At 69.7% G+C, this 26,839-nt stretch carries 23 protein-coding genes and 3 tRNA genes; 12 read left to right on the top strand and 14 right to left on the bottom strand.

Features of this window, described 5'->3' with window-relative positions; translation table 11 throughout:
- Window positions 1-180: hypothetical protein (locus tag G6031_RS18685; RefSeq protein WP_206682166.1), on the top strand; the 180-nt coding region annotated here is incomplete at its 5' end.
- 23 nt (window positions 181-203) lie between these two features.
- Here the strand turns inward: G6031_RS18685 and G6031_RS14550 are convergent.
- Genes G6031_RS14550 through G6031_RS14565 form a run of 4 tightly spaced genes read right to left on the bottom strand, consistent with a single transcriptional unit; the run spans window position 204 to window position 5,332 of the window.
- The gene (locus G6031_RS14550; RefSeq protein WP_182653628.1) at window positions 204-1,574 is read right to left on the bottom strand and encodes an aldehyde dehydrogenase family protein; all 1,371 of its coding nucleotides are present in this window, start codon (window positions 1,572-1,574) and stop codon (window positions 204-206) included.
- Window positions 1,571-2,641, bottom strand: a complete 1,071-nt coding sequence (locus tag G6031_RS14555; protein ID WP_182653629.1) for an alcohol dehydrogenase — start codon at window positions 2,639-2,641, stop codon at window positions 1,571-1,573. Before G6031_RS14555 ends, G6031_RS14550 begins: the two co-directional genes overlap by 4 nt.
- A 41-nt stretch (window positions 2,642-2,682) precedes the next feature.
- Window positions 2,683-4,338, bottom strand: coding sequence for an NAD(P)/FAD-dependent oxidoreductase (locus G6031_RS14560; RefSeq protein WP_182653630.1), 1,656 nt, complete (start codon window positions 4,336-4,338; stop codon window positions 2,683-2,685).
- A gap of 40 nt (window positions 4,339-4,378) precedes the next feature.
- Window positions 4,379-5,332 carry an alpha/beta hydrolase gene (locus G6031_RS14565; protein ID WP_182653631.1) on the bottom strand — a complete coding sequence of 318 codons (954 nt, stop codon included), beginning with the start codon at window positions 5,330-5,332 and terminating at the stop codon, window positions 4,379-4,381.
- A 279-nt stretch (window positions 5,333-5,611) separates the two neighbouring features.
- Between G6031_RS14565 and G6031_RS19240 the strand changes: the two genes are divergently transcribed.
- Window positions 5,612-7,354 (top strand): helix-turn-helix domain-containing protein, encoded by a 1,743-nt coding sequence (locus tag G6031_RS19240; RefSeq protein WP_182653632.1) that lies wholly within the window; start codon window positions 5,612-5,614, stop codon window positions 7,352-7,354.
- A gap of 37 nt (window positions 7,355-7,391) precedes the next feature.
- Here the strand turns inward: G6031_RS19240 and G6031_RS14575 are convergent, their stop codons facing one another.
- Window positions 7,392-8,297: a LysR family transcriptional regulator gene (locus G6031_RS14575; protein ID WP_182653633.1), complete on the bottom strand. Its 906-nt coding sequence runs from the start codon at window positions 8,295-8,297 to the stop codon at window positions 7,392-7,394.
- A 106-nt stretch (window positions 8,298-8,403) separates the two neighbouring features.
- Between G6031_RS14575 and G6031_RS14580 the strand changes: the two genes are divergently transcribed.
- From G6031_RS14580 to G6031_RS14595, 4 genes are read left to right on the top strand one after another with little or no spacing between them, the layout of a single operon-like run.
- The gene (locus G6031_RS14580) at window positions 8,404-9,579 is read left to right on the top strand and encodes an acyl-CoA dehydrogenase family protein (RefSeq protein WP_182653634.1); all 1,176 of its coding nucleotides are present in this window, start codon (window positions 8,404-8,406) and stop codon (window positions 9,577-9,579) included.
- The gene (locus G6031_RS14585; protein ID WP_182653646.1) at window positions 9,579-10,793 is read left to right on the top strand and encodes a CaiB/BaiF CoA-transferase family protein; all 1,215 of its coding nucleotides are present in this window, start codon (window positions 9,579-9,581) and stop codon (window positions 10,791-10,793) included. Before G6031_RS14580 ends, G6031_RS14585 begins: the two co-directional genes overlap by 1 nt.
- On the top strand, window positions 10,790-11,536 hold the full coding sequence (locus G6031_RS14590) for an enoyl-CoA hydratase/isomerase family protein (protein WP_182653635.1): 747 nt from the start codon (window positions 10,790-10,792) through the stop codon (window positions 11,534-11,536). Before G6031_RS14585 ends, G6031_RS14590 begins: the two co-directional genes overlap by 4 nt.
- A complete protein-coding gene (locus tag G6031_RS14595) occupies window positions 11,533-12,375 on the top strand; it encodes a 3-hydroxyacyl-CoA dehydrogenase family protein (protein WP_182653636.1) in 843 nt (280 codons plus the stop codon). The genes G6031_RS14590 and G6031_RS14595 overlap by 4 nt, the downstream gene beginning before the upstream one ends.
- A gap of 63 nt (window positions 12,376-12,438) precedes the next feature.
- Here the strand turns inward: G6031_RS14595 and G6031_RS14600 are convergent.
- Window positions 12,439-12,511: transfer RNA gene (locus tag G6031_RS14600), tRNA-Glu, on the bottom strand.
- A 113-nt stretch (window positions 12,512-12,624) separates the two neighbouring features.
- Here G6031_RS14600 and G6031_RS14605 point away from each other — a divergent pair.
- The 3 genes from G6031_RS14605 (at window position 12,625) to G6031_RS14615 (ending at window position 16,090) form a co-directional block, all read left to right on the top strand.
- On the top strand, window positions 12,625-13,362 hold the full coding sequence (locus G6031_RS14605; protein ID WP_182653637.1) for a TetR family transcriptional regulator: 738 nt from the start codon (window positions 12,625-12,627) through the stop codon (window positions 13,360-13,362).
- Window positions 13,359-14,954, top strand: a complete 1,596-nt coding sequence (locus G6031_RS14610; RefSeq protein WP_187702313.1) for an MDR family MFS transporter — start codon at window positions 13,359-13,361, stop codon at window positions 14,952-14,954. Before G6031_RS14605 ends, G6031_RS14610 begins: the two co-directional genes overlap by 4 nt.
- Before the next feature lie 131 nt (window positions 14,955-15,085).
- A complete protein-coding gene (locus G6031_RS14615) occupies window positions 15,086-16,090 on the top strand; it encodes a hotdog domain-containing protein (protein WP_347238507.1) in 1,005 nt (334 codons plus the stop codon).
- A 41-nt stretch (window positions 16,091-16,131) separates the two neighbouring features.
- Here G6031_RS14615 and G6031_RS14620 read toward each other — a convergent pair.
- From G6031_RS14620 to gltX, 3 genes are all read right to left on the bottom strand, one after another.
- A tRNA-Glu gene (locus G6031_RS14620) sits at window positions 16,132-16,204 on the bottom strand.
- 53 nt (window positions 16,205-16,257) lie between these two features.
- Window positions 16,258-16,329, bottom strand: a tRNA-Gln gene (locus tag G6031_RS14625).
- A gap of 80 nt (window positions 16,330-16,409) precedes the next feature.
- Complete coding sequence (gene gltX, locus G6031_RS14630; protein WP_182653638.1) at window positions 16,410-17,894, bottom strand: glutamate--tRNA ligase; 1,485 nt, start codon at window positions 17,892-17,894, stop codon at window positions 16,410-16,412.
- 122 nt (window positions 17,895-18,016) lie between these two features.
- On the opposite strand from gltX, the gene G6031_RS14635 reads away from it, so the two are divergent.
- Window positions 18,017-19,147, top strand: coding sequence for an isochorismate synthase (locus G6031_RS14635; protein WP_182653639.1), 1,131 nt, complete (start codon window positions 18,017-18,019; stop codon window positions 19,145-19,147).
- Between the two features lie 47 nt (window positions 19,148-19,194).
- Here the strand turns inward: G6031_RS14635 and G6031_RS14640 are convergent, their stop codons facing one another.
- The 5 genes from G6031_RS14640 to serA all read right to left on the bottom strand — a co-directional run bounded on the left by G6031_RS14640 (window position 19,195) and on the right by serA (window position 25,286).
- Window positions 19,195-19,989, bottom strand: a complete 795-nt coding sequence (locus tag G6031_RS14640) for a fumarylacetoacetate hydrolase family protein (protein ID WP_182653640.1) — start codon at window positions 19,987-19,989, stop codon at window positions 19,195-19,197.
- Between the two features lie 10 nt (window positions 19,990-19,999).
- Window positions 20,000-20,713, bottom strand: coding sequence for an exonuclease domain-containing protein (locus G6031_RS14645; RefSeq protein WP_182653641.1), 714 nt, complete (start codon window positions 20,711-20,713; stop codon window positions 20,000-20,002).
- Window positions 20,713-22,575, bottom strand: coding sequence for a DUF294 nucleotidyltransferase-like domain-containing protein (locus G6031_RS14650; RefSeq protein WP_182653642.1), 1,863 nt, complete (start codon window positions 22,573-22,575; stop codon window positions 20,713-20,715). The genes G6031_RS14645 and G6031_RS14650 overlap by 1 nt, the downstream gene beginning before the upstream one ends.
- A gap of 82 nt (window positions 22,576-22,657) precedes the next feature.
- Window positions 22,658-23,677, bottom strand: a complete 1,020-nt coding sequence (locus G6031_RS14655; RefSeq protein WP_182653643.1) for a 3-isopropylmalate dehydrogenase — start codon at window positions 23,675-23,677, stop codon at window positions 22,658-22,660.
- A gap of 16 nt (window positions 23,678-23,693) precedes the next feature.
- Window positions 23,694-25,286: a phosphoglycerate dehydrogenase gene (serA, locus tag G6031_RS14660; RefSeq protein ID WP_182653644.1), complete on the bottom strand. Its 1,593-nt coding sequence runs from the start codon at window positions 25,284-25,286 to the stop codon at window positions 23,694-23,696.
- A gap of 145 nt (window positions 25,287-25,431) precedes the next feature.
- On the opposite strand from serA, the gene G6031_RS14665 reads away from it, so the two are divergent.
- Both G6031_RS14665 and G6031_RS14670 read left to right on the top strand, forming a co-directional pair.
- Complete coding sequence (locus G6031_RS14665; RefSeq protein ID WP_179525515.1) at window positions 25,432-26,013, top strand: hypothetical protein; 582 nt, start codon at window positions 25,432-25,434, stop codon at window positions 26,011-26,013.
- Window positions 26,010-26,839 (top strand): FAD-dependent oxidoreductase (locus tag G6031_RS14670; protein WP_182653645.1); only part of this gene is annotated, 830 nt, incomplete at its 3' end. The genes G6031_RS14665 and G6031_RS14670, both read left to right, overlap by 4 nt.

Here is a 26,839-nt window from a genome sequence, read left to right on the forward strand (position 1 = left end):
CTCGACGTGGTGGCCGGACTCGTCGTCGTCGACCCCCCTCCCGCCCCACACGCGGACAGGCCCGCCAGCCCGAGTCCGGCCGCGACCGCAGCACGCAGTACCGTGCGGCGGTCGGGGCCGGCGGCGGGGCGGGACGGCCCCGTGGAGGACATGGGTGACCGCGGCACGGTGTTACTCTAGGCTGCGGCGACGTGACCCGTGGTTCAGACCCGGTGGACCAGTTTCTTGTTAGAGAACTCGTCCAGTCCGAACCGTCCCAACTCTCGGCCGACGCCGGAACTCTTGACCCCTCCGAAGGGCATGTCAGGGGCGCTCTTGATGGTGGTGTTGATGCCGACCATCCCGGTCTCCAGACGCTCCGCCACCTCCTGGGCGCGCACCGGGTCGCCCGCGAACACCGCGGCACCGAGCCCGAAGGGACTGTCGTTGGCGATCTCCACCGCCTCGTCGGCGGAGTCGACCCGGTGCAGTACCGCCACCGGCCCGAACAGCTCCTCGCGGTAGGCCCTCATGTCCGGGGTGACGTCGGTGAGGACCGTTGCCGGGTAGTACGCGCCCTCGCCCTCGGGGACCTCCCCACCGAGGTGAACGGTGGCCCCCTTGGATACCGCGTCCGCGACCTGGTCGGCCAGCTCGGATCGGGCATCGGCGGAGGACATGGGGCCCATCCGCGTGTCCGGGTCTGCCGGGTCGCCGAGCGTCCACTGGCGGGCCTTGTCGAGGAAGGCAGCCAGGAACTCGTCCCACACGGGGTCCTCGACGAGGATCCGCTTGGAGGAGGTGCAGGCCTGTCCGGCATTCGCGAACCGCCCGGTGGCGGCCGCGGAGGCCGTCTTGGCGAGATCCGCATCCCCCAGCACGATGAGGGGGTCCGATCCCCCCAGCTCGAGGACGCACTTCTTGAGATGCTCTCCAGCCTGTCGGCCCACGGCCTCCCCGGCCCTCTCCGAACCGGTCAACGAGACGCCACGGATCGCAGGGTCCGCGATGACCCTTCCCAGCTGCTCGCTGGTGGCGAAGAGGTTCTGGTAGACCCCCTCCGGTGCGCCGGCGTCCAGAAGGATCTCCTCCATCACCAGCGCCTCCTGGGGACAGTTGCGGGCGTGCTTGAGCAGGATCGTGTTCCCCAGCAGCAGGTTGGGTGCGACGAAGCGGGCTACCTGGTAGTACGGGAAGTTCCAGGGCATGATCCCGAGCAGGGGTCCGATGGCCTCGGTCCGGACGACCGCCCGACCCGGTCCGGAGATGTCGAGCACCTCCTCCTCGAGGAAGTCCCGGGCCGTCGTGGCGTAGTACTCATAGATCCGCGCGGCCAGCTCGACCTCGCCGAGTGCCTGCGCCACCGGCTTGCCCATCTCGAGCGTCATCAGCTCGGCGAGCTCCTGTTTCCGCTCGCGATAGATGTCGGCGACGCGCTGCAGGACGGCGGTTCGACCGGAGACATCGGTCCGGCGCCAGTCGCGGTAGGCGTCGTCGGCCCGCCCGACTGCGGCGTCTACCTCAGCGTCACTGATGGCGTCGTACCGGGCGACGACCTCCCCGGTTCGGGGATCGGTGGTGGCATATCTACTCACTTGTCCTGTCCTTTCAGAACGATGCGGCCGGTGACCCCGCCGCTGACCAGTCGGTCGAGTGCCTCGGCCACACCCGGAAGGTCCAGGTCGGCCTCGGTCACCGGGATGCCGGGGATCTTCCCCTGGCGTGCGAGGTCGACCGCCTCGCGCATCTCGTCTAGGGTGCCCACGAAGCTGCCCTCGATCGTGATCATCTTCAGGGCCAGCAACGCCGTGGGGATCGTGATCTCCCCACCGAACAGACCCACCTGAACCATGTGCCCGCCCTTGGCGAGCACGTCGAAGGCCAGCGAGGCGGTCGGCCCGTTGTTGACGAAGTCGACCACGGCCCCGACCGGGCCGCCGGTGGCCTCGAGGAGCAGGGCGCGAGCGTCGTCACTGTCCGACCGGACGGTCCCGGTCGCCCCCAGGTCACGCGCGGCGGCGAGGTTCGCATCCGAGACGTCCACCGCCACGATCGCGCGATGACCCAGGGCGTGGAGCGTGGCGACGGCGGTGAGGCCCACGCCGCCCACTCCGATCACCACGACGGGTTCGCCAGCCGGCCGCGGCAGGACCTTCTTGGCCGCGCTGTACGCGGTCAGGCCGGAACAGGCGATGGTCGCGGCCCAGCTCGGGTCCAGTCCCCCGATGTCCACCAGATAGCGCGGATGTGGCACCACGACCTGCTCGGCGTATCCGCCGGATCGCGCGACTCCGATGTTCCGGCCCCGGGGGCAGGCGTTCTCCCGACCGGCCTCGCATACCGCGCACTTTCCGCACCCCATCCACGGGTAGACCAGACGCGTCTGACCGACCTCGACGCCGGCGGCGTCGGGACCGATCGCCTCCACCACGCCGACGATCTCGTGGCCCATCACGAGCGGGTACGGCACACCCCTGTCGGTGAGGTGCATCTTCCCCCGGCCCCCCAGGTCGTAGTAGCCCTCTCGGAGATGCGTGTCCGTGTGGCAGACCCCGGAGCGCAGGACCCGGAGGCGGACCTCGGTGCCGCGCGGATCGGGGGTGGGGATCTCGATGTCCGACAGGGTCGGGTCACCGGGATCGGTGATGGCGAACGCGCGCATGGTTCCTCGCTTCTCGTGATCGTATGGACGGATTCGGCACCTCAGGCCACTGCGGCCCTGGCCGGTGCGGTGACCCGTAGACCCCGGTAGTCGTTCTCCCGGACGTCGGCCAGGATCTGTCGGTACATGCCGAGGCCGCCCAGGAAGAACATGACGGTGCTCTTCTTGCCGGGGATGTTCGCGCCGAAGATCCACGATGCCGTCTTGGGGAAGAGCGTCATGTTGGCGATCTCCTCGCACGTGGCGGTCCATTCGTTCTCCGCCTCGCTGGTCGCCTCGATGACGGCGCGACCGCGGGCGACCGCGTTCTCGATCAGCTCGGCGATGTACTCCACCTGGGTCTCGATGCTGGGCAGGAGGTTGGTGAAGGGGCCGTTGGGACCGAGGATCATGAACATGTTCGGGAAGTTCGCGGTGGTGATCCCGAGGTAGCTGGTCGGCGCGTCGGCCCAGTGCTCGTTGATGTGCATCCCACTGCGGCCCCTCAGGTCCATGGCGCGGTAGTTCCCGTCCACCGCGTCGAAGCCGGTCGCGAAGACCAGGATGTCGACCTCGTGTTCGACGCCATCCGCCGTCCGCGCGCCCTTCGGAGTGATCTGGACGATCGGGTTCTCCTTGACAGGGACGAGCGACACGTTGTCGCGGTTGAACGTCTCGTAGTACCCCTCATTGCACAGGGGCCGCTTGGCGTAGGGCTCCGTCGGGGTGAGCGCGCGGGCTGTCTCCGGGTCCTCGACGATCTCCGCGATCTTCGAACGGATGAACGTCGCCGCGGCCTCATTCGCCGTGGGGTTGGTGGCGATGTCGCTGAACGTGCCGAACATGAAGTGGAAGCCGTTGCCGCGGTCCCAGGCCTGTTGGAATACCTGCCGGCGCTGCTCTTCCGTCACGCTCCCGGCCTCGACCGCGCTCTCCTCGAAACCGAACGCGACCGACGAACCGCGTACCTGGTCCCAGATGGCGTCGAAGTTCTTCTTGGTCTGCTCTACCTCGGCCGGGTCGACGGGGCCGTTGCCCGAGGGCACGCAGTACTGCGGCGACCGTTGGAACACCGTGAGGTGGTCGACAGTCTTCGCGGCGGCGACGATGAACTGGGTCCCGGTGGAGCCGGTCCCGATCACACCGACCCGCTTGCCGGAGATGTCCATGTCCTCGGGCCAGGCGTTGGTGTGGACCAGCCGACCTCCGAAGTCGTCCATACCGGGGATGTCAGGGATGTTGGTCTTGGCGAGTAGCCCCAGGCCGTTGACGAGGTACTTGCAGGTGAACTCTTCGCCGGCGGCCGTGCTCACGTTCCAGTGGTCCCTCGCCTCGTCCCAGGCAGCCCCGGTCACCTCGGTGTCGAGCTGGATGTCCTTCATGAGGTCGTAGCGCTCGACCACGTGCTGGATGTAGGCGAGGATGTCCTCCTGCTCGAGGTACCGCGTGGTCCAGTCGTACTCACGCAGCAGTTCGTCATCGAACGAGTACCTGTAGACGAAGCTCTCGGTGTCTGACTTGGCGCCCGGGTAGCGGTTGAAGAACCAGGTTCCGCCCACCCCGGAGCCCTTCTCAAGGACTCGGACCCGCAGGCCCTGCTCGTTGCGGAGCTTGTGCAGCGAGTAGAGGCCGGCGAAACCCGCGCCCACGACGACAACGTCGAAGTCGGTGGTGGTCGGTGCGGTGGTGGTCGGTGCGGTGTGGGTCGAGGTGATCATGGTGTCCTCCGGGGTGGGTCTGGTCTGTGGTGGTCGCTGGTCAGCCTGCGTACCAGGCGGCGACAGCGTCGATCTCGTCGTCGGCGGCCTGGGTCCTGCCTGCGTTGAAGGGGTAGACGTGCTGCTGGCCCTCACCGATGGAAAGCGTGGAGTCGACCCCGGCAGCAGTGGCCAGTTCGTGCAAGCGGGTCGCGTTGTCCAGCAGTGACTCGACCGAACCGGCGGTGATGTAGAGGCGGGGAAAACCCGTGAAGTCTGCGTAGAGCGGATTGGCCAGCGGCGTCTTCGGGTCGACCGAATCGCCCAGGACGCCGGCGATCATGCCTTCGAGCAGACCGCGGGTGATGAGCGCGTCGGTGGCGTCATTGGTGTCGAGGGTCTCGCCCTTGTTCTCCATGTCGAGCCACGGGGAGAACGCGATCACCGCACCCGGCAGCGGGGCGCCCCGCTCCTTCAGCGCGAGGGCGGTGGCCACCGCGAGATTGCCGCCGGCGGAGTCACCGATGGTGGTGATGCTCTGCGGGGTGATGCCGGAGTCGACCAGGCCGTGGAAGACCGAGACAGCGTCCTCGAGCCCGGCGGGGTGCGGGTGCTCGGGAGCGAGACGGTAGTCGAGCACGAAGGCCTGGACACCGAGGGCCTTGGCGACGTGGGCCGCGAGCTTGCGGTGGCTGGACGCCGATCCCACCGAAAATCCACCACCGTGGGTGTACAACAGGACCTGTCCGGCGTCGGAACCGACGGGTCGGCACCAGATACCGGGGACTCCTCCGACGACACCCTCCTCATAGGTCACGTCCGTCGGCTCGGCCGTGGGCTGGTGCCACTCGTCGAAGATGCTGCGGAACAGACGGACGGTGAGGCCCTCGGTGGTACCGAGGATCTCGGACCAGTCGGTGTAGAGATCCTTGAGCGGATCGTGGTCGATGGTGGGCTGAATTGTGGTGGTCTGCGCGGTCGTGGTCTGCGCGGTGGTTGCCTGCTCGGTGGTCATCGCGGCGTCCTTCCTACGGTCCCGGGCACCTCCCGGGGATGTGATGCAGAACACTAGGATCGGCTGTCGGGCCGAATGTGTTCCGTTTCGGAACACCGTCGAAACCCCGGCCGAGGTCACAGCCGAATAGTCCGACGTGAGTCATCCCATATGCATTGATGCCGCGAACGGATCAATCGGACCTGATCCGGCAACGAGGTCACGCGCAACGGGCTGGCCCGCTTGTGACAGGTGACACATAATGGGCGCCATGGCGAGAACATCAGGGCTGGTCCGGGCGTGACTGCGAATCGTCACGTCGTCAGCGCCGAGGAGGTCCGCTCGGCGAAGGAGGCTCTCATCCGCGCCGGGCCCCTGAGTGCTGCGGGGCCGGCACCCGGATGGTTACTCGCCGAGATCGACCGCAGCTGGCGACGCTCGATCAGCGCCGGAGCGTCGCGGGGGTCAGGCGACTTCCTCTATCGCGATGAGTTCGATCCCGATAGTGAACTGCGCCGGGCGGCCCGGCCGGTCCTCGACCGGCTCGCTACCACCGTCCATGATCTGGGGACGGCGATCTTTCTCGCGGACGCCAGCGGCCAGGTGATCGACCGCCGGATCGCGGATCCCGGAGATCGCGAACGCTTTGACCGCGCCTACGCCGCCGAGGGATTCCTGTTCTCCGAGACGACCATCGGCACGAACGGCCTGGGAACCCCGATCGAGGAGAACACCTCGGTATTCGTCCGGGGGCCCGAGCACTTCAACGAGGCACTGGAGGGCCTGGCCTGCGCAGGCGTACCGATCCGCCATCCGATCACCGGACGGGCAATGGGCTCCCTGTCGCTCGCCGCGCCGGTCGACAGCGCCGAACGGATGATGCTCGCCCTGACCCGTGAGGGCGCCCGGGCGGTCTCGGACCAACTGACCTCGGGCGAGCTCATCAGGGACTCGGCGCTGGTCGGAGCCTATCGTCGGGCACGCGGTCGCGGTCCCGTCGTGGTTATGGACAGTGAGACGGTCATCTCGAGCGTCTCAGGGGTGGCCTTCCTCGACGCCGAGGCGCATGCGCGATTGTGGGAAGCCCTTGTTGCAGGTGTGACCGACGGTCGGCGATTGATCGAACTGGATTTCGACGGCACGCCGACGCGCCTGATCGCTCATCCCCTGGGGGCCCGCGACCGACCGGCGTTCGCGGTGGAGATTCTCGACAAGGGCTCGCCTCGCCTGCGAGGCCGTCCGGCATCGCCCAAGGAGATCGCCACTGCTCTGCCAGCGGCCGACCTTGCGGCGCGCCCGGTTCTCGTCACCGGTCCCGCCGGGGCGGGTAAGTGTCACGCGGCGCGTCGACTCCTTGATCGCCAGGGACAGCCGGAGCCCGTAGTCGTGTTCGCCGCGCAACTCCGGACTAGTGGACCCGAACTGCGGGTCGCACTGAGCACACTCGACGCCGGTAGAGCCGTGATCGTCCGACGACTGGAGGAACTGCCGCCCGCCCAACGAGCCGTCCCCGGACTTCTCCGCGACGCCGTGGAGCGCACACCCGGCGCACGACTGGTGGCCACCGTCGACCCCGACCGTTCGCCCGATTACCTCAAGAATGAGTTGGCCCGATGGGGCACCCCACTTACTGTGCCCGCGCTCTCCTCACGGCAGAACGAAATTCCGACGTTGGCCGAGGCGATCCTCGGCCGGCTCGACGCCCCCCGGCGGCCGATACTGTCGGCGGCCACCTTCCAGGCCCTGCTGCGGTGGCACTGGCCGGGAAACGTCGCGGAGCTCCGCCGGGTGTTGCTGGATCTGGCCGACGAGTTCCCCGGGCGGACCATCGACCCGTTCCACCTGCCCGAAACCATGTGGGAGGCTGCGGAACGCCGCCGACTGAGCCGAATCGAATCGGTTCAGCGCGCAGAGATCGTCTCGGCTCTGCGCGAGAGCGGTGGCAACCGTTCAGCCGCGGCAACCCTCCTCGGCATCGGCCGCACGACCCTCTACCGCAAGTTGCGCGAGCTGGGGATCGACCAGGACACGCTGTCCGCCTGAAATCTCCTCGCTTGCTCCCACAGCTTGTCGAGCGGGGTCAACGCTCGCCCGAGAGCTCGAAGAGCAGGTCGAGCACGGTCTCCACCGCGGGATTCGCGTCGCGACCCCGCCATGCGGCTCGGAGGTGGACGTCCGGCAGGACCCTCACCTCGTTCTCCGGCGGTGGCAGGTATCGGATATGGGGATCGGTCACCCTGCGCGCGACGGACTGCAACGTGAGGTGGGCGCCCACCTCAGCACTCACGAGAGCGAGCGCGGTCTGAGTGTCCGGGGCGACCTGCGCGAAATCCGGCACCACCCGCGCTCCCTGCGCCAGCAGGCGCACGCGGTCGACGAGGATGGACCCCTGATGCTCCGGCAACGAGATCAGCCGGAGGTCAGCTAGTTCGGCGGCGGTCAACTCGGCGCCCTCCGCCGACTGATGGGTGGCCGGGAGCGCCCAGACCAGCTCGTCGCTCTCCACCACCCGACTGCCCAGGTCATCAGGAATCACGTCCCAGCGCCCGAGGGCCAGGTCGACGTCCCCGGACATCAGCAGGCGGAGCGCGGGCTGGGCGTAGGTCTGACTCGCCAGCTCCAGCTCGATTCCCGGCCTTTCCGACCGCACCCGCCGGGCGAGCTCCGCGACCAGCTCGTAACTCGACACCCCCGCGAACGCCAACCGGACCCGGCCGATGTCGCCGCGCGCGGCCGAGCGGGCCGCCTCCTCGGCTCGCCACACCGCCTCGAGGACCTCGCGGGCCGGCCCGATCAGGGCGGCTCCCGACGGTGTGAGCTCCACGGCTCGGGTGCTCCGGTCGAAGAGGGTCGTCCCGAGCTCCTTCTCCAACGCCTGGATGGTCCGGGTGAGCGGCGGCTGGGACATGTGGAGTCGCTCAGCCGCGCGTCGGAAGTGCAGGTCTTCGGCCACAGCCAGGAATGCGCGCACCTGAGCGATATCCATTTCCCACCCCTTCACGTCGCGCCCGACGAGGTCGATGCGTGAAGGGTATCAGTGGGAGCCCAATAGGTATTGGACTCGCATCAATAACGTGTGGAGAGTGTCAGGTATGTACACCGGAAACCCTGCGGTACCCGACGACGTGTTCGCCGAGGTCCTCGATCAGATCAGCAGTTTTGTCCGCACGCGCGTCGTCCCGCGCGAGCCCGAGATCATGGCCACAGACGCAATCCCCGACGACCTGCGCCGGCAGGCCGAGGATATGGGCCTGTTCGGCTTCGCGATCCCGGACGAGTGGGGAGGCCTGGGACTCGACCTCGTCCAGGACGTCGAACTCGCGATGGAGCTGGGGTACACCAGCCTGGCGTTCCGTTCGATGTTCGGGACCAACAACGGCATCGCCGGCCAGGTGCTGGTCGGCTTCGGGACCCCCGAGCAGCAGGAACGTTGGCTGCCGGGGATCGCCTCAGGTGAGGTGGTCGCCTCGTTCGCGCTGACCGAACCCGGTGCCGGTTCCAACCCCGCCGGCCTGCGCACCAGCGCCCGTCCCGACGGCGAGGACTTCGTGATCGATGGTGCCAAACAATTCATCACCAACGCCACGATCGCAGACCTCTTCGTCGTCTTCGCCCGGATCCCCGACGCCGGTGGCGACGGCGGCACCATCGCCGTCTTCCTGGTCCCCGCCGATGCGCCGGGTGTGGAAGTGGGCCCCAAGGACGCCAAGATGGGCCAGGAGGGCTCCCGCACGGCAACGGTGAATTTCTCCGACGTCCGGGTCGGACCGGATGCCCTCGTGGGCGGTGACGCGGCGTCCGGCTACAAGGCCGCGATGACCTCGCTGGCCCGCGGCCGAATCCACGTCGCGGCCCTGGCGGTCGGGTGCGCCCAGCGGGCACTCGATGAAGCGGTCGCCCACGCGGTCACGGCAACCCAGGGAGGCAGTGTGGTGGGCGACTTCCAACTGGTCCAGGCGATGATCGCCGACATCCAGACCGGGGTCATGGCCGGCCGGGCGATGGTGCGCGAGGCGGCCCGTCTGTGGGTCACCGAGGTGGACCGACGCATCGCCCCCTCCGCGGCGAAACTGTTCTGTACGGAGATGGCCGGCAACGCAGCTGACCTCGCCGTCCAGGTGCACGGCGGTACCGGTTACATGCGTGACGTACCCGTCGAAAGGCTCTACCGGGACGTCCGCCTGCTCCGCCTGTACGAGGGGACCAGTGAGATCCAGCGTCTCATCGTCGGCGGCGGCCTGGTCCGGGCCGCGAAGAAGGCACTGTGATGCTCCCGTTGGAGGGGACCACGGTGGTCGCGTTCGAGCAGGCCGTGGCGGCGCCTCTGGCCACCCGTAATCTCGCCGACCTCGGCGCCAGGGTGATCAAGGTGGAGCGGGTCAGCGGAGGCGACCTCGCCCGGGGTTACGACCATGTGGTCAACGGAACGGGGGCGCACTTCGTCTGGCTCAACCGTGGCAAGGAGTCGCTCGCCGTCGACCTGAAGAGCGACGAGGGTAGGTGCGTCGTGAGCCGACTGGTGGCCCGGGCCGACGTCGTCGTCGAGAACCTCGCGCCGGGCGCGGCCGCCCGACTCGGGGTTGACGCCGCGACCCTGAGGGCAGAGCACCCCGGGTTGATCGTGGCCTCCCTCTCCGGCTACGGGACCGGTGGCCCGCTGGGGTCTCGAAAGGCCTACGACATGCTGATCCAGGCCGACTCGGGCCTCATTTCGCTCACCGGCACGCCCGACCATCCGGCCAAGACCGGGATCCCCACCGCGGACATCGCCTCCGGTATGTATCTCGCGCAATCGATCCTCGCGGCTCTGCTGCGTCGCCTTCGCACCGGGGTGGGAGCCACCATCGAGGTGTCGATGCTCGAGGCAACGGTCGAGTGGATGGGCCACGCGCTCTACACCCAGCTGGCCACGGGCGGACAACCGGAGCGACGGGGGGTGGGCCACAGCGCGATCGCCCCGTATGACCGCTACCCCACCGCCGACGGCGAGATCCTCATCGGGGTCCAGACCGACTCCGGCTGGCGCTCGCTTGCCAACGACGTCTTAGACTCCCCCGGGCTCGCCTGCGACCCACGGTTCCTCACCAACGTCGACCGGGTCGCCCACCGAATCGAGTGCGACGAGGAGGTGGCGCGGTTGACCCGCCGGTGGTCGACATCCGAGCTCGACCACCGACTCTCGGAGGCAGGGGTCCCGGCAGCCCAGCTCAAGGACCTCGCTCACGTTGTAGACCACGAACAATTCCGGGCGCGCGAACGGTGGCGGGAGATCGACATCGAGAACGGAACCGTTCCGGCGCTGCTACCACCCGGGACATTCTCGGACTTCGAGGCCCCGATGGGTGCGGTCCCCGCACACGGTGAACACACCCGCCGGTTACTGACAGAGTCCGGCCTCGACATCGCGTCCGTCGAGTCCGCTCTCGCTAGCGGCGTGGCCTTCCAGGCCGAAGTGAACCAACGCCAGGGGGTGCGGTCATGACCGCGGAGTACACCGTTCTCGATGTGGACGAGCTCCCCGACCGCGTCGTGGTACTGCTCGATCGGCCCGAGGCCCGCAACGCCATCGACCAGACGATGGTCGACGAGCTTCACCGGGTGTGCGACACGCTGGAGAGCCACCCCCGGATCCTGGTGCTCGGCGGAAAGGGCGGGGTCTTCGCCGCCGGTGCGGACATCGCGCAACTCCGCCATCGGCGCCGAGAGGACGCCCTCCGCGGCATCAACTCGGGATTGTTCGACCGCATCCGACGACTGCCGATGCCCGTCATCGGGCTGTTGGACGGACACGCCCTAGGCGGAGGCGCGGAACTGGCCTACGCCTGCGATCTGCGCATCGGGACCTCCCGGTTGCGCATGGGCAATCCGGAGCCCGGGTTAGGCATCCTCGCGGCTGCGGGGGCGTCCTGGCGACTCGGCGAACTGGTCGGCGAGCCCCTGGCCAAGGAGATCCTGCTGGCGGGACGGGTTCTCACCGGGGAGGAGGCACTGGCGGTTCGGCTGGTCAGCGAGCTCGTGGAACCCGACGAGCTCCTCGCCGCCGGTGAACGGTTGGCGGAGCGGGTCTCCCGACAGTCCGCGCTCGCGGTGCGGCTGACCAAGGCGGCCTTCCACGCGCCTCGAGATGCCCACCCCTATATCGACGACCTGACCCAGGCCGTGCTGTTCGAGACCGAGGAGAAGGAGGAGCGGATGACCGCCTTCCTGGAGAAGAGGAAGAAATGACCGTGCCTGAACACGTCGGCGTCTACGGCGGAGGACGTATGGGGGCGGGGATCGCCTACGCCTTTCTCGCCTCCGGATCCCGGGTGACCGTCATCGAGGCGACGGAGGACGCTGCCTCGGCCGCGCGCACCCGGCTGGAGGCCTCCGTGTCGAAGGCCTCCGAGCGCGGCCACCTCGACCGCGATCCGGCCGCGGTCCTGGCCCGTGTGGACGTGTCCGACGACCCGTCAGCGCTGGCCGGGTGCGAACTCGTGGTGGAAGCTGTTCCCGAGCGTCCGGAGCTCAAGTCCCGGGTCCTCGCTGCCATCGAGTCCTCCGCGCCGGACGCGTGGATCGGCACCAACACCTCGAGCCTGTCGATCCACGACCTCGCAGCGTCCCTTGCCAGGCCGGAGCGCTTCCTCGGCCTACACTTCTTCAACCCGGTGCCGGCCAGTGCCCTGGTCGAGATCGTGGTGGGCGAACAAACAGATCCCGCGCTCGTCGACCGCGCCCGGGCCTGGGTGGACGGATTGGGCAAGACGGCGGTGTCGGTGACCGACTCCCCCGGCTTCGCTTCGTCCCGACTCGGGGTCATGCTGGCGCTGGAGGCCATGCGGATGGTCGAGGAGGGGGTCGCCTCCGCCGAGGACATCGACACTGCCATGGAGCTGGGTTACCGACATCCGACTGGTCCGCTGCGCACTACCGATCTCGTCGGCCTGGACGTGCGGCTGGCGATCGCCGAGTACCTCGCCGAGCGACTCGGTGAGCGCTTCTCCCCGCCACAGATCCTGCGGGACAAGGTGGAAGCCGGCGATCTCGGGAAGAAGAGCGGCCAGGGCTTCTTCACCTGGTGACCTCGGCTCACGAGAAACAACACGGCCCCCGGCTTCGGAAGAAGCCGGGGGCCATGTCTCTTGTACCCCCGATGGGATTCGAACCCACGCTACCGCCGTGAGAGGGCGGCGTCCTAGGCCGCTAGACGACGGGGGCCTGGTACGCCTCGTACTGTAGCGACCCGACCGGCGCTCCACAAAATCGGCGGGCCGGGCATGGTTCACCCGGTGCAAATATGCACTCGGTCTACTTTTCTGTAGACTTCCCTGGTGACCTCACCGCCGGAACCGGACTCCCTCCGCGAGCGCAAACGGCGTGCCACGATGCTCGCCATCGAGGACGCCGCGACCTCCCTCGTGCTCGAGCACGGGTACGACTGTGTGACGGTGGACCAGATCTGCGCCGCCGCCCAGGTCTCCAAGCGCACGTTCTTCAACTACGTGCCCTCGAAGGAGGCCGCCGTCATCGGTTCGCCACCCCGGGACATCCCACGGGCGGGCCGCCGCGAGTTCCTCGACGCGGCCGACCCGGACGTCCCCGGGGCTCTCCTGCGACTGTTTCTCGCGACGTTCGCGGCCGCGCGGATCGCGGACGACGCCCAGACCGCGACCCTGGCCCACCGTCGAGCGGAAATAGTCCGGGCCAACCCGGACCTCGGGGTGGCCCGCGTGACCGCGTCATCTCGTGTCCAACTCCGTCTGGTGGACCTGGTGACCGAGCACTTCGAGCGCCACCCGGCCCTGCGCCGCCTCGACGGGGTCGCGCCCAGGGCGGAGGCACGTGCCTACGTGGCTCTCGTGGCCGCCTCGGCCAACCTCGGGTTGTCCACCTGGCTGACACGGGAGGCCGCGACGTTCGCCGAGCTCGACGCCGAGTGCGCCCTCGCGCTCCGGCAGCTCGCACTTCTCGTCACCGCGCCCCCCGACGCCACACCGGCCGGGATCACACCGGCCGGGACCACCTCTCCTGAGACCACGGGAACCACGTCAGGAACGACACCAGCATGAGCGAGACCAGCACGAGCGACACCGGCATCATCGCCACAGACGATCGCGAATCCACCGGACCGGCTCCGACATCCCACAACGTGCCGCTGGTCTTCACGTCCCTGCTGCTGGGGATGCTCATCGTGTCCCTGGGCCAGATGATCTTCGCGACCGCGTTGCCCACGATCGTCGCGGACCTCGGCGGGGTCGACAAGATGAGCTGGGTCATCACCGTCTATCTCCTCACCATGACCATCGGGCTCCCCGTGTACGGCAAGCTCGGCGACCAGATCGGCCGAAAACCGCTCTTCGTCGCCGCCATCCTGCTGTTCCTCGGCGGTTCCGTGCTCGGCGCCCTCTCGTGGAGCATCGACATCCTGATCGTCTCGCGCGCGATCCAGGGTCTGGGAGGTGGCGGTCTGATGGTGCTGTCCCAGGCCATCGTCGCCGACGTCGTCCCCGCCCGGCAGAGGGGCCGGTACATGGGGGTCATGGGGGCCGTCTTCGGACTGTCGTCGATCCTCGGTCCGCTCCTGGGCGGGTTCTTCACCGAGGGCCCGGGCTGGCGCTGGGCGCTGTGGTTCAACCTGCCGATCTGCCTGCTCACCCTCGTGGTGGCGGTCCTCTACCTGAAGCTGCCCACCCGCGGCACGGGCCGCAACACGGACTGGCCGGGCACCGTCCTCATGGTCACGGCCACCACGGCTCTCATCCTCGTCTGCTCGTGGGCCGGAAACCGCTATCCGTGGACCGACCCCGTGATCCTCGGCCTCGCCGTGCTGTTCGTGACCTGCGCCGCGGCGTTCGTCCTCGTCGAGTTGCGCTCGCCGCACCCGCTGATCCCCATGACCCTGTTCGCGGAACGCAACTTCGCGCTCTCCACGGCCGCCGGGCTCATCATCGGCGTGGCGATGTTCGGGACCATCACCTATCTGCCCACCTACATCCAGATGGTCCACGGGCTCGGACCCACCGACGCCGGCCTGATGATGACCCCGATGATGGCGGGGATGATGGGAACCTCCATCGTCGTGGGCAACATCGTGAGCCGAACCGGCCGCTACAAGTGGTATCCCGTGGTCGGGACGGTCCTCATGTCCGTGGGCCTGTGGCTCATCAGCTCCCTCGAGGCCTCCGACACCCTCCTGCACCTCGGAGCGGTCCTGTTCGTGTTCGGCTTCGGACTGGGCCTGTGCATGCAGCTGCTCGTCCTGATAGTCCAGAACTCGTTCCCCGTGTCGATGGTCGGGACCGCCACCGCCTCCAACAACTTCTTCCGCCAGATCGGGGGGACGCTGGGATCGGCGATCGTGGGGTCGCTCTTCGTCAGCCGTCTGGCGGACCTCATGGGAGACCGGATCCCGGCCGCGGCAGCCGCGATGGGACCGGAGGGAGCCGAGGTGGCCTCGTCGTTCGCGGAGGGCTCCGGAGCGGCCAACTCGATGAGCCCCGAGATCCTCGCCGGCCTCCCGGGGCCCCTGCACGACGCGATCGTGGGGTCATACAACGACGCCCTGGTGCCGATCTTCCTCGTCGTGGTCCCCCTCCTGCTGATCGCCACGGTGCTGCTGCTGTTCATCCGGGAGGACCCCCTCAAGGAGACCGTCGACTGACCGTCGCGGCGGATCCACCCGTGCGACCGGGCGGCGTGCTCACCGCGACGCCGGACCGGGGTGAGCACACCGACACGAGATCCACACCCGCGGCAACCGCCCCGTTACGCGACGGCGATAGCTTGCCCAGCGTGAACACTCCCCGAGAGACCGTCCTGCGTTTCCTCGCCGCCCCGACCGACGTCGGCACCGGGAACCAGGTGCACACCGGCCGCATCCTCGAGTGGATCGACAAAGCCGCGTACGCCCAGGCCGCGGTGTGGTCCGGCGGGTACGCCGTCACGGCCTATGTGGGCAATGTCCGCTTCTCGCGACCGATCGAGGCCGGGGAACTCGTCGAGGTGTCCGCACGACTCGTCCACACGGGCTCGACCTCGATGCACATCCAGTGCGACGTCCGGGCCTGCGATCCCGTGACCCTCGACTACCGGCACTGCGCGGAGTGCCTGGTCGTCTTCATCGCCGTCCGCGCGGGGAGACCCTCCCCGGTGCCGTCCTGGCGGCCCGCCTCCCGGCTGGAGGTCCACGAGTCCGACGAGGCGGTGATGCGCATCGCCCTGCGGAAGGACATCGAGGACGCCATGGCCGACCAGTGCTACACCGACGCGGGAACCGCACCCCGATCGGCCCTGCGGTTCCTCGCGGCCCCCGGCGACGTGAACTGGGGAGGCAACGTGCACGGGGGGCGCATCATGGCGTGGATCGACGACGCCGCGAACCTGTGCGCGACCCATTGGTCGGGCACCCCGTGCACCTCCGTGTACGCCGGCGGTGTGCGCTTCTACCACCCGGTGAGGATCGGCCACGTCGTCGAGGTCGAGGCCAGGCTCCTGCACACCGGTCACGAGACGATGCACGTGTCCGTCCACGTCCGGTCCGGGGAGCCCACGTCACCTGATCGGGTGCTGACGACCCACTGCCTGGCCGTGTGCGCGGCTCTGGGCCCGGATCTCAGACCCACCCCGGTCCCGCACTGGACCCCGCTGACAGCGGAGGACCGTGCACTCGACGAGCACGCACGGCACCTCATCCGGTTGCGAGGGCGGGGCCGGGTGGACGGGGCCGAGCGGGTGGGTGCCGGGCAGAGGGGTGACACGGTGGTGGCGACCGCCGTGGAGAGCACCGCGACGAAATAGCGAGAACGCCCGGAGCGTGATGCTCCGGGCGTTCTCGTGTGTACCCCCGATGGGATTCGAACCCACGCTACCGCCGTGAGAGGGCGGCGTCCTAGGCCGCTAGACGACGGGGGCTCAGGACGCGGATCCGCGAGGAACCGCTGCAGTGAGCGCTACAACGCGCTCAGCTGGCCTACCAGGACTCGAACCTAGAACGACGGTACCAGAAACCGCTGTGTTGCCAATTACACCATAGGCCACTGTATTCACTTGTCCGCCCCGTGCGGGGCGACCTCGAAGAGAGTATCAAAGCACCGAGGGTGAATAGCAAATCGCCTGGTCATTCAGCGATGGGCGCGGCCCGGAGGCGGGCCAGTGTGACCTCGCGTCCCAGAAGTTCCAGCGACTCGAACAGTGGCGGGGAGATGTGCGATCCGGTCACCGCGACCCGCACCGGACCGTAGGCCTTGCGCGGCTTGATCCCGAGCTCGTCGACCAGCGCCCCGGAGAGCGCGGCCTCGATAGCGGGGGTGGACCACTCCTGAACGGACTCCAGTGCGGCCACGGCCGCGTCCACGACCTCACGCGCATCGGCCTTGAGGTTCTTGGCGGCGGACTTGGGGTCGACGACGAACTCCGACTCGTCCACCACCAGGAAGCGGATCAGGTCCCACGCGTCGGACAGCACGACGATGCGGGTCTGCACCAGTTCCGCGAGGACCGCCCAACGATCACCGTCCAGCTCCGCGGGCAGCGTCAGTCCGTCCTCGGACGGGTGTGCCTCGAGGAAGTCCCTCAGCCGACGCGCGAACTCCTCCGGCGGGAGCCGCCGGATGTGCTCGGCGTTGATCGCGTCCGCCTTCTTCTGGTCGAAACGCGCGGGGTTGGCATTGACCTGGCGCACGTCGAAGGCCTCCACCATCTCCTGCAGGGAGAACACGTCGCGGTCGTCCGACAGTCCCCAGCCCAGCAGTGCCAGGTAGTTGAGCAGCCCCTCGGGCAGCATGCCTCGGTCGCGGTGCAGGAACAGATCCGACTCCGGGTCCCGCTTGGACAGCTTCTTGTTGCCCTCCCCCATGACGAACGGCAGATGCCCGAACTCGGGCACACGGTCGGCGACCCCGATCCGGGTGAGCGCACGATAGAGCGCGATCTGCCTGGGGGTCGAGCTGAGCAGGTCCTCGCCGCGCAGGACGTGGGTGATCTGCATGAGCGCATCGTCCACAGGGTTGACCAGGGTGTACAGCGGGATCCCGTTGCCGCGGGTGAGTGCGAAGTCCGGAACGGTGCCGGCCTTGAACACGGTCTCCCCGCGGACGAGGTCGTCCCACCCGAGGTCCTCGTCCGGCATCCGCAGCCGGATCACCGCGCCACGGCCCTCGTCGCGGTAGGCCTGCTTCTGCTCCTCCGTCAGGTCGCGATCGAACCCGTCGTACCCCAGTTTGGGGTCGCGCCCGGCGGCCCGGTGGCGCGCCTCGACCTCCTCGGCGGTCGAGAAGGACTCGTAGGCCTCCCCGGCGTCGACGAGCCTGCGCACCACATCGAGGTGCTGGTCACGTCGTTCGGACTGGCGGTAGGGGGCGTACGGACCGCCCACCTCCGGCCCCTCGTCCCAGTCCAGTCCGAGCCACCGGAGTGCGTCGAGCAGGGCCTGGTACGACTCCTCCGAGTCGCGTGCGGCGTCGGTGTCCTCGATGCGGAAGACGAAGGTCCCGCCCGTGTGCCGCGCGTGGGCCCAGTTGAACAGCGCCGTCCGGACGAGCCCTACATGAGGAGTACCGGTGGGCGACGGGCAGAAGCGGACACGGACGTCTGGGGCTGTCATACGCACCATCCTAGTGACGGTCCCGGCTCGCACCCCCGCGCAGGACCGGCCTAGGATCGGCGGGTACCCGTGGCCCGCCACTCAGGCGCGATCCACGCACATCGGAGTCGAGGAGGCGAGCCGTGGCGTCAGGGCCCCACCCCGACGCCGCCAGGCCTGTCACCGCTCCGGATTTCCTCCTGTCCCGCCACACCGGATCGCTGCGGACCCAGGGCTCCCTCCGCGCCTTCCCCGACCCCGCCGACGCGGCGCTGGCCCTCCGGTCCGGTCACTGCGGACTGGTGGTGGGCGCCATAGGGTTCGAGCCGGACGCGCCGGCGGCGCTGGTCGAACCCGACATCGTGGTCCGGACCGACGGCCCCCTCGAGCCCCCCGCCTACTTCCGATCGATCCGCACGCGCGCCCGCGTCGTCGAGGAGCTCCCCTCGACGGAGGCCCACCGGAGACGGGTGGCCACCGCGGTCGCGGGTATACGGGCCGGTGGACTGGACAAGGTGGTGCTCGCGCGCGCGGTCCGGCTGCTCGCGGAGGACCCGATCGACCCCCATGCGGTGTGCGCGGCGCTCATCGATTCGAGCCCGTCCGCCGATGGTTTCCTGGTCGACCTGTCCCCCGCCGGCGGGGTTCACACCGGCAGGGTCCTGGTGGGGTCGAGCCCGGAGCTCCTCGTCCGCCGCCGCGGTGACGTGGTGGAGTGCCATCCGCTCGCCGGATCAGCCCCCCGTTCCCGCGACACGACGGAGGACCAGGCCTCGGGGCGTGCACTGCAGGCCTCGGGCAAGGACGCCGCCGAGCACGCGTTCGTGGTGGACTCCCTGGCGACGGCGCTCGCCCCCCTCTGCCGGGATCTCCGGATCCCCGAGCACCCGTCGCTCACCTCCACCCGCGAGATGTGGCACCTGGGAACGCGGATCCGTGGGCGGGTGGCCGACCCACGGACGACGGCGCTCGACCTCGCGTTGGCCGTCCACCCGACTCCCGCCGTGTGCGGAACCCCCACCGACGAGGCGCGGCGGGTGATCGCGGGGATCGAGGGAGAGCGGGGGTTCTACTCGGGAGCGGTGGGCTGGGCGGACGCGGGCGGCGACGGCGACTGGATGGTCACCATCCGATGCGCCGAGATCGACGCCGATCGCTCCGGAGCCATCGCCTGGGCGGGCGGGGGGCTCGTCGCGGACTCCGACCCCGACGACGAGGTGGCCGAGACCGCCGCCAAACTCCGCACGGTGCTCACCGCGCTCGGCGCCGTGTGACCGGAGGCCCCGACCGGGCATCGACCGTCAGGGGCTGAGGACCAGACCTACCTGTCGACGACGGGGTTGGTCAGCGCTCCGATGCCCTCGATCTCCACGGTGACCCGGTCGCCGGGGAGCATCGGGCCGACCCCGGCCGGGGTTCCCGTCAACACGACGTCGCCCGGGAGCAGTGTCATGACCCTGCTGACGTACTCGATGATCTCCCCGACGGTGTGCATGAACTGGGAGGTGTTGCCGTCCTGGCGCACCTCCGAGGACCCGTCCGGGTGGTGCAGGGTGGTGCGGACGTCGAGGCCGTTGGGGTCGAGGTCGGTGACGATCCAGGGGCCCAGCGGGCAGAAGGTGTCGTACCCCTTCCCGCGGGTCCACTGACCGTCCGCGAGTTGCTGGTCGCGCGCCGTCACGTCGTTGGCGCAGGTGTAGCCCAGGATCACCTCGTGGGCGCGGGCGGCCGAGACGTCGCGACAGGGCTGACCTATCACCACGGCGAGCTCACCCTCGTGGTCCACCCGCTCCGAGCTGGGCGGGTACGCGATCCCTGCCTCGGGGCCGACCACCGAGGTGTTGGGCTTCAGGAAGATCAACGGCTCGGAGGGCGCCTCGGACCCCATCTCCTCGGCGTGCTCCGCGTAGTTCTTACCGACGCACACCACCTTGGAGGCGAGGATCGGAGCGAGCAGCCGGACGTCGGCCAGCGGCCATTCGCGGCCGGTGAACTCGGGGGTTCCGAAGGGGTGTTCCGAGATCTCCGCGCAGGTGAGGGTGGCGGGATCGGTGACATCCCCGCGGACCTCGACGAAGGCGAACCCCTGCGGGTGGGCGATACGGGCGAGACGCATACCCGCGATCCTATGCCGTTCGCAGATCCCGGAGCGTCGTGACCCCGCGCTCGTGCAGCTCCGCGGTCTGGGCCAGGTAGAGCTCCGCGCAGGCGAGCGCGTCGACCAGTGCATCGTGCGCCCGGTAGCGGGGAAGCCCGTACCGCTCCCTCGCGCGCCACAGCCGGAGTTCGTCCGGCGAGGACTCGGGGGCGAAACCACTGTCGACGCCCGCGCCGAGCACCCGGCGGTGGAGTTCGAGGGTGTCGACCGGCACGAACGGCGGGCGCACACCGTGCCCGGAGGTGCACAGTGCGCGGAGGAAGTCGGTCTCTATACGACTGTAGTGGGCGACGAGCACCCGACCGGTCAACGCCGCGAAGATCCGGTCCAGGAAGACGTCCACGCCCACCCCCGTCGCCACCGTGTCGTCGGTGATCCCGTGCAGTGTCGCACTCTGGCCCACCCCCTCGACCTCGTCGGCGCCGTCGGCCCGCAGGAGAAGGGACTGTGCGCCACCGAGGACGATCCGGTCGCCGTCCACCGGCACCAGTCCCACGGACAGCACCCTGTCGCGCCGGGGATCGAGGCCCGTGGTCTCGACGTCCATCGCCAGCAGGGGCAGTTCCGCCAGCGGAGTCGACGGCCCCGGGGGCGGGGTCTCGAGGTAGGTCCGCAGCGGACCGTCGGGAAGTCGTCGTGCCGTGCGTCGACGACGCCCGGACCCGGTGAACCACTCGCGCATCACATCTGGCCGACCCGGTACTTCAGGGCGAGCGAGCCCTGCACCCCGGCGATGATCCGGAACGCGGCGCGGAGACGGTGACGGTCGGCGGAGCTCAGTGTGCCCGGATCGATGTGGTTGTCCTGCGGGTCGTCGTCCGCGATCTGGCGCGCGTGATGCCGGTAGGTCAGCCCACGCAGGAACCGGAAGGCCTCGCCGAGATCCTCCGCGTCGGCACGCGCGATCACGCCGGCCCCGGCCGCGGCGTCGAGCCGACCGAGGGTGGACACCTCGTCCAGCCCCGCGGAGAGGGCGTGCACGCGCGCGATCTGGACCACGGGCGCGATCCCGCCGGCCTTGAGGTCCAGGGTGTTGCGGTACTCACCCCGTCGTGCCACCACCAACCCACGGAAGAACCCCAGCGGCGGCTGCCATTCGCACGCTATGCGCGCCAGGTGGGCCTGGAACCGTCGACTGCCCTCGGCGCGAGCGAGCATCTCGTCACGGACCCGCATGAACAGCGAGGTGTCCCCGTGCACCGGGCGGATGTCCAGGAACACCTGGGAGTGCAGGACGGCGTCCGCTCCCGGCGCCCGCACCCAGTCCCCCACCTGGCGCTCCCAGGACCTGCACGTGCGACGCCACGCCGGGTTGGAGGCCATGACGTCGCCCGGACACAGCGGGAATCCGGCCCGGTCGAGACCGGCGCACACCTCCTCCGCCAACGCGGCGAAGTACCGGTCCGCGTCCGGTGTCGTCTCCGCCGCGTCGTCGAGGATGAGCGCGTTGTCCTGGTCGCTCGCCACGCCGAGCTCCCCTCTGGCCTGGGAACCCAGGCCGACCCAGCAGTACCCCACGGGCGGCGGTCCGAGGCCGCTCTCCGCGAGTGAGATCAACCGTCGCGTCGCGGCGTCGGCGGTGGCGGTGACGACGCGACCGATGTCCTGGGGGGCGGTGCCACGGCGGACGAACTCGCCGACCAGGGCTGGCAACCTCGCCGCCAGGCGCGCGACCCCCTCGGGGTCGGGCGCGCGGGCGATGCGGGCGGCCAGGTACACGGGGTCGGTCTGGGCCAGTCGGAGCAGGTCCCCGCTCGTCACCATCCCCACGGGCACGCCGTCCTCGCAGACCGGGAGGTGGTGGACCCCGCGGTCGATCTGGAGGAGCGTCGCGTCGAACGCGCGCGTCCCCGCGTCGACCGACACCGGGTCCGGGGTCATGATCGTCGACACCGGCGCCCCGGTGTCCCCGTCGACCGCCACGACCTTCGAGCGCAGGTCCCGGTCGGTGAAGATCCCCACCACGCGGCCCGATTCCACCACGAGCAGCGCGGATACGCGGCGTTCGGTCATCAGGCTCGCGGCGTCGCGGATCGTGGTGTCGGGGCCGGTGGTCACCGCGTCGCGGGCGAGCAACTCCCCGACCGGCGTGCCCAGCGCGTCCCCGCCCGCGGCCTCGAGCCGCGCCGAGGCGAGGTCCTGGCGGATCCGGTCGCTCCGTTCGCCGAAGAACCGCCGCAGAGGAGGGTGCTCGGTGGCCAGGTCGTCCAGGACCCCGGCCGGCATCTCGAGCAGCAGGGTGTCGGCCACCGCCACGATCCGGTAGCGCGAGGGCCCGCTGTGGGACAGGGACGAGTAGCCGAAGCAGTCTCCCTCGCCCCGGGCGTCGAGCAGAACGCCGTCCGGGTCGCACACCTCCACGGCACCCGACCGGATGATGTGCAGGGTGTCGTTCCGGGCACCGGCGTCGAGGATCACCGTTCCCCGGCGGTGGTACCGCTGTGAGAGCCGCGCGGGGATCCGGTCGAGCTGGTCACCGGGCAGCTCGTCGAAGGGGGCGCAGCGGGCGAGGAAATCCCTCACCTCGGCGAGTTCGACGTCCATGGGTCCACTCTGTACGCCGACGGCCCGCGGTGTGATCCGCTTCACGCGATTCACACCCGCGGGCCGCGGGGTGGTGCCCGTTCTAGGCGCTGACCGCCGACACGATCCGGTCGCCGACCTCGGAGGTCACCACGGGACGGTCTCCACGCGACCCGAGGTCCGCCTCGACCGCGGCCTCCACGCGCTCGGCCTCGGCGACCTTGCCCAGGTGCCTCAACATCAGCGCCACCGACAGGATGGCCGCGGTGGGGTCGGCCTTGCCCTGTCCTGCGATGTCCGGGGCGGAACCGTGCACCGGCTCGAACATGGACGGGTTGGATCCCGAGGCGTCGATGTTCCCCGACGCCGCGGTGCCGATCCCCCCGGTGACGGCGGCCGCGAGATCGGTGATGATGTCGCCGAAGAGGTTGTCGGTGACGATCACGTCGAAGCGCGAGGGTTCGGTGACCATGTAGATCGTCGCGGCGTCGATGTGGCAGTAGTCGACTGCGACGTCCGGGAACTCCGGGGCCACCTCGTCGACGGTGCGCTGCCAGAGCCCACCCGCGTTGACCAGCACATTGGTCTTGTGGACGAGCGTCAGCTTCCCACGGCGGGACCGCGCCCGGCCGAACGCGTCGCGCACCACGCGCTCCACGCCGAAACGGGTGTTGACCGAGGTCTCGGTGCCGATCTCGTGGGGTGTTCCCACGCGGATCGCCCCACCGTTGCCGGTGTAGAGCCCCTCGGTCCCCTCGCGCACCACGACGAAGTCGATCTCACCCGGGTCCTTGAGCGGGGTCCCCGAACCGGGGTACAGCCGCGACGGGCGGAGGTTGACGTGGTGGTCGAGCGCGAACCGCAGTGGGAGCAGCATCCCGCGTTCGAGCACCCCGGCGGGCACCGACCGCGGATCGCCGATGGCCCCGAGCAGGATCGCATCGTGACCCTTGAGGCTCTCGATGTCCGCCTCGGTCAGGGTCTCCCCGTTGCGGAGATACCGGCGCGCGCCCAGGTCGTACTCGGTCTTCTCCACCCCTGGGACGAGCGCGTCCAGGACCCGGATCGCCTCGGCCGTCACCTCGACACCGATCCCGTCCCCGGGGATGACTGCGAGCTTCATGATGTCCGTCCCCCGCTCAGACCAGGGAGATCTGGGTCGCCGTGGCGTCGAGCTCGGAGACGATCCGGTCGACGGTCGGCTCGGCGACCGCACGATCGACCCGCAGGATCAGCGAGGCACCTTCACCGGTGACGTCCTGACTGAGCGCGGCGGCCTGGATGTCGATGCCCTCCCCGCCGAGGATGGAGCCCACCTTTCCGAGCACGCCCGGGCGGTCGGAGTAGTGGACGAACAGGTTCTGACCCTCGGCACGCATGTCGAAGCCGCGCTCATTGATCCGGACGATCTTCTGCACCTGGTCCAGACCGGCCAGCGTGCCGGTGACATCGGCCGACGCGCCGTCCGCGGCCACCGCGGTGACCGTGACCGTGCTGCGGTAGGACTTCGACTCGCTGCGGGTCCCGACCGAGTGGGTGACCCCGCGCTGCTCGGCCATCTGACCGACGTTGACGAAGGTGGCGGGCTCGTCGGTGATGGCGGAGAACATCCCGCGCAGGGCGGCCAGACCCAGCACGTCCACCTGCTCGGCGGCCAGTTCGCCCGCGACCTCGACGGTCACGGTGGTGGGCACACCCGGGCACAGGTGACCGGCGATGAGTCCGAGCTTCCGGACGAGGTCGAGCCACGGAGCGACCTCGTCGCCGACCGGGCCGCCGGTGACGTTGACGGCGTCGGGGACGAACTCCCCGCGCAGGGCGAGCAGCACGCTGCGCGCGACGTCGGTGCCGGCCCGGTCCTGCGCCTCGCTCGTGGAGGCACCCAGGTGCGGCGTGACGACGGTGTTCTCGAGGTCGAACAGCGGCGAGTCGGTGCAGGGCTCGGTGTCGAACACGTCCAGGGCGGCGGACCGCACCTTGCCGGACCTCAGGGCCTCGACGAGCGCGTCCTCGACGATGAGTCCGCCGCGGGCGGCGTTGACGATCACGACGCCGTCCTTGGCCCGGGCCAACCGCTCGGCGTCGAGCAGGCCGGCCGTCTCCTTGGTCTTGGGCAGGTGCATCGTGATGATGTCCGCGCGGGAGACCAGCTCATCGATGTCCACGAGCTCGATCCCGAGCTGGGCCGCGCGGGCGGCGGGCAGGTAGGGGTCGTAGGCGATGAGGTTCGTCTCGAACGCCGCCAGACGTTGTGCCACGAGCTGGCCGATCCGACCCAGGCCCACCACGCCGACGGTCTTGCCGAGCAACTCGACGCCGTTGAAGGAGCTGCGCTTCCAGGTGTGCTCGCGCAGGGTGCGGTCGGCGGCCGGGATCTGGCGGCAGGCGGCCATGAGCAGGGCGACGGCGTGCTCGGCGGCCGAGTGGATGTTGGAGGTGGGCGCGTTGACCACCATGACGCCGCGCTCGGTCGCCGCGGGGATCTCCACGTTGTCGAGGCCGACACCCGCGCGACCGATGATCTTGAGCTTCGGGGCGGCGGCCATCACCTCGGCGTCGACGGTCGTGGCGGAGCGGACGAGGATCGCGTCCGCATCGGCGACGGCCTCGAGGAGCTTGGGACGATCCGGGCCGTCGACCCAGCGGACCTCCACGGCGTCGCCGAGCGCGTCGACGGTCGACTGGGCGAGCTTGTCGGCGATGAGGACGACGGGACGTCCGGATGCTGTCACAGTGGGATCTCCTCGGTGTCAATTTGGGCACACCCAGTCTAGGCCACCGCACACCGCCGAGGACCAGTGGCCGGGGTGGCCCGGGACGCCTACCGTGGCTGATGTCACCGCAGGCCCCGACCGACGTCCGACGAACGGATCACCTATGTTGCGCCCGCCCCGGTCGACCGGTTTCCCGGTCCGCCTGCCCAGCCCCTGGATGCCCGTCCTCGCCCCCGCGCGCGGCTCGACCGCGGTCGCCTCCTATCTCCGGGCACACCTCTACGGGGCGGCGGTGGGTCGCAGCCTCCTGGACCACTGCATCCGCGCCGTCGACGAGACCGATAAGACCCGCCTGGAGCCCCTGCGCGCCCAGTTCGAGCAGGAGATCGACACCGCCGCCGCGCTGCTGGCCCGGCTGACCCCCATCGGGACCCCGGGCCGGCGACTGCTGCGACTGTCGACCGGTCTCTCGTTCTCCGTGCTTCCGGTGGGGCCGGTGCTGAGCGATCCGCTGGCGCGGCTCGCGCTGCTGGAGGCGCTACGCACCCTCGTGGTGGCCAAGCGCTCCATGTGGGAACTGCTCGCGGACTCGTGGGTCGCCGACCAGCCCTCACGGGGCGACGACGACGAGGTGGGCGGACCCGGCACCCGACGCGTCCTCCTGGATCTGGCGGAGCAGGCCGTGGCCCAGGAGAAGTTGTTGGAGGAACTGCGCCGGACCTACGGCCTGGCGGTGTTCGAGTGAGGTCCTCCGCGCCGGTGCGGGCCGACGTGGTGGTGGTGGGGTCGGGGCCGAACGGCCTCGCCGCGGCACTCCTGTGCGCCCGCGCGGGCCGTCGCGTCGTGGTTCTCGAGGCCGAGGACACCATCGGGGGCGGGTGCCGCACCCTGCCCATGGACGGCATGCCGGGTGATCTCGGCGCGGACCTCGTCGTCGACCCGTGTTCGGCGGTCCACCCGATGGCCGCCGCCGCGCCGTTCTTCCGTCATTTCGACCTCGCCGCACACGGGGTGGAGCTCAGGACGCCGCCGGTTCAGTTGGCCCATGCGCTCGCAGGACGCGATGCGATCGTCGTTCCGTCCGACCCCTCCCCCGACGCCCTCGCCGAGGGCCTGGGTTCCGAGGCGGAGGCCCGCGCCTGGTGGCGGGTCATGGGTCCGACCGCCGAGAGGTCCCTCGAGGTGGTGGCCGCGGCGTTGTCCGACCAACGGTCGGTCCCCCCGGTCGCCGCGACGGCGGCCCTGGCCGCGGCCTTCGTGCGCGCGCATCCCCGTGGGGGCCTGGCCGATCCGTTCGGCCCGGACGGGCGGACACTGCTCACCGGGATCTCGGCCCACGCCATCACCCCACTGACCTCACCGGCCGCGACCGCGGTCGCGCTCATCCTCGGTTCGCTCCTGCACTCCCCGCTCGGCTGGGCCCTGCCGGTCGGGGGCAGCGGGGCCATCACCGAGGCGCTCGCGGAGGCCATCCGGGATGCCGGGGGCGAGATCCGCACCGGGCAGCGGGTGGACTCGCTGGCGCGGATCGACGCCCGTGACATCGTGTTCAACACCTCGTCGCGGATCCT

Origin of the sequence: Dietzia sp. CQ4 (genome assembly GCF_014145125.1) — a bacterium.
GTDB classification, from domain to species: domain Bacteria; phylum Actinomycetota; class Actinomycetes; order Mycobacteriales; family Mycobacteriaceae; genus Dietzia; species Dietzia natronolimnaea.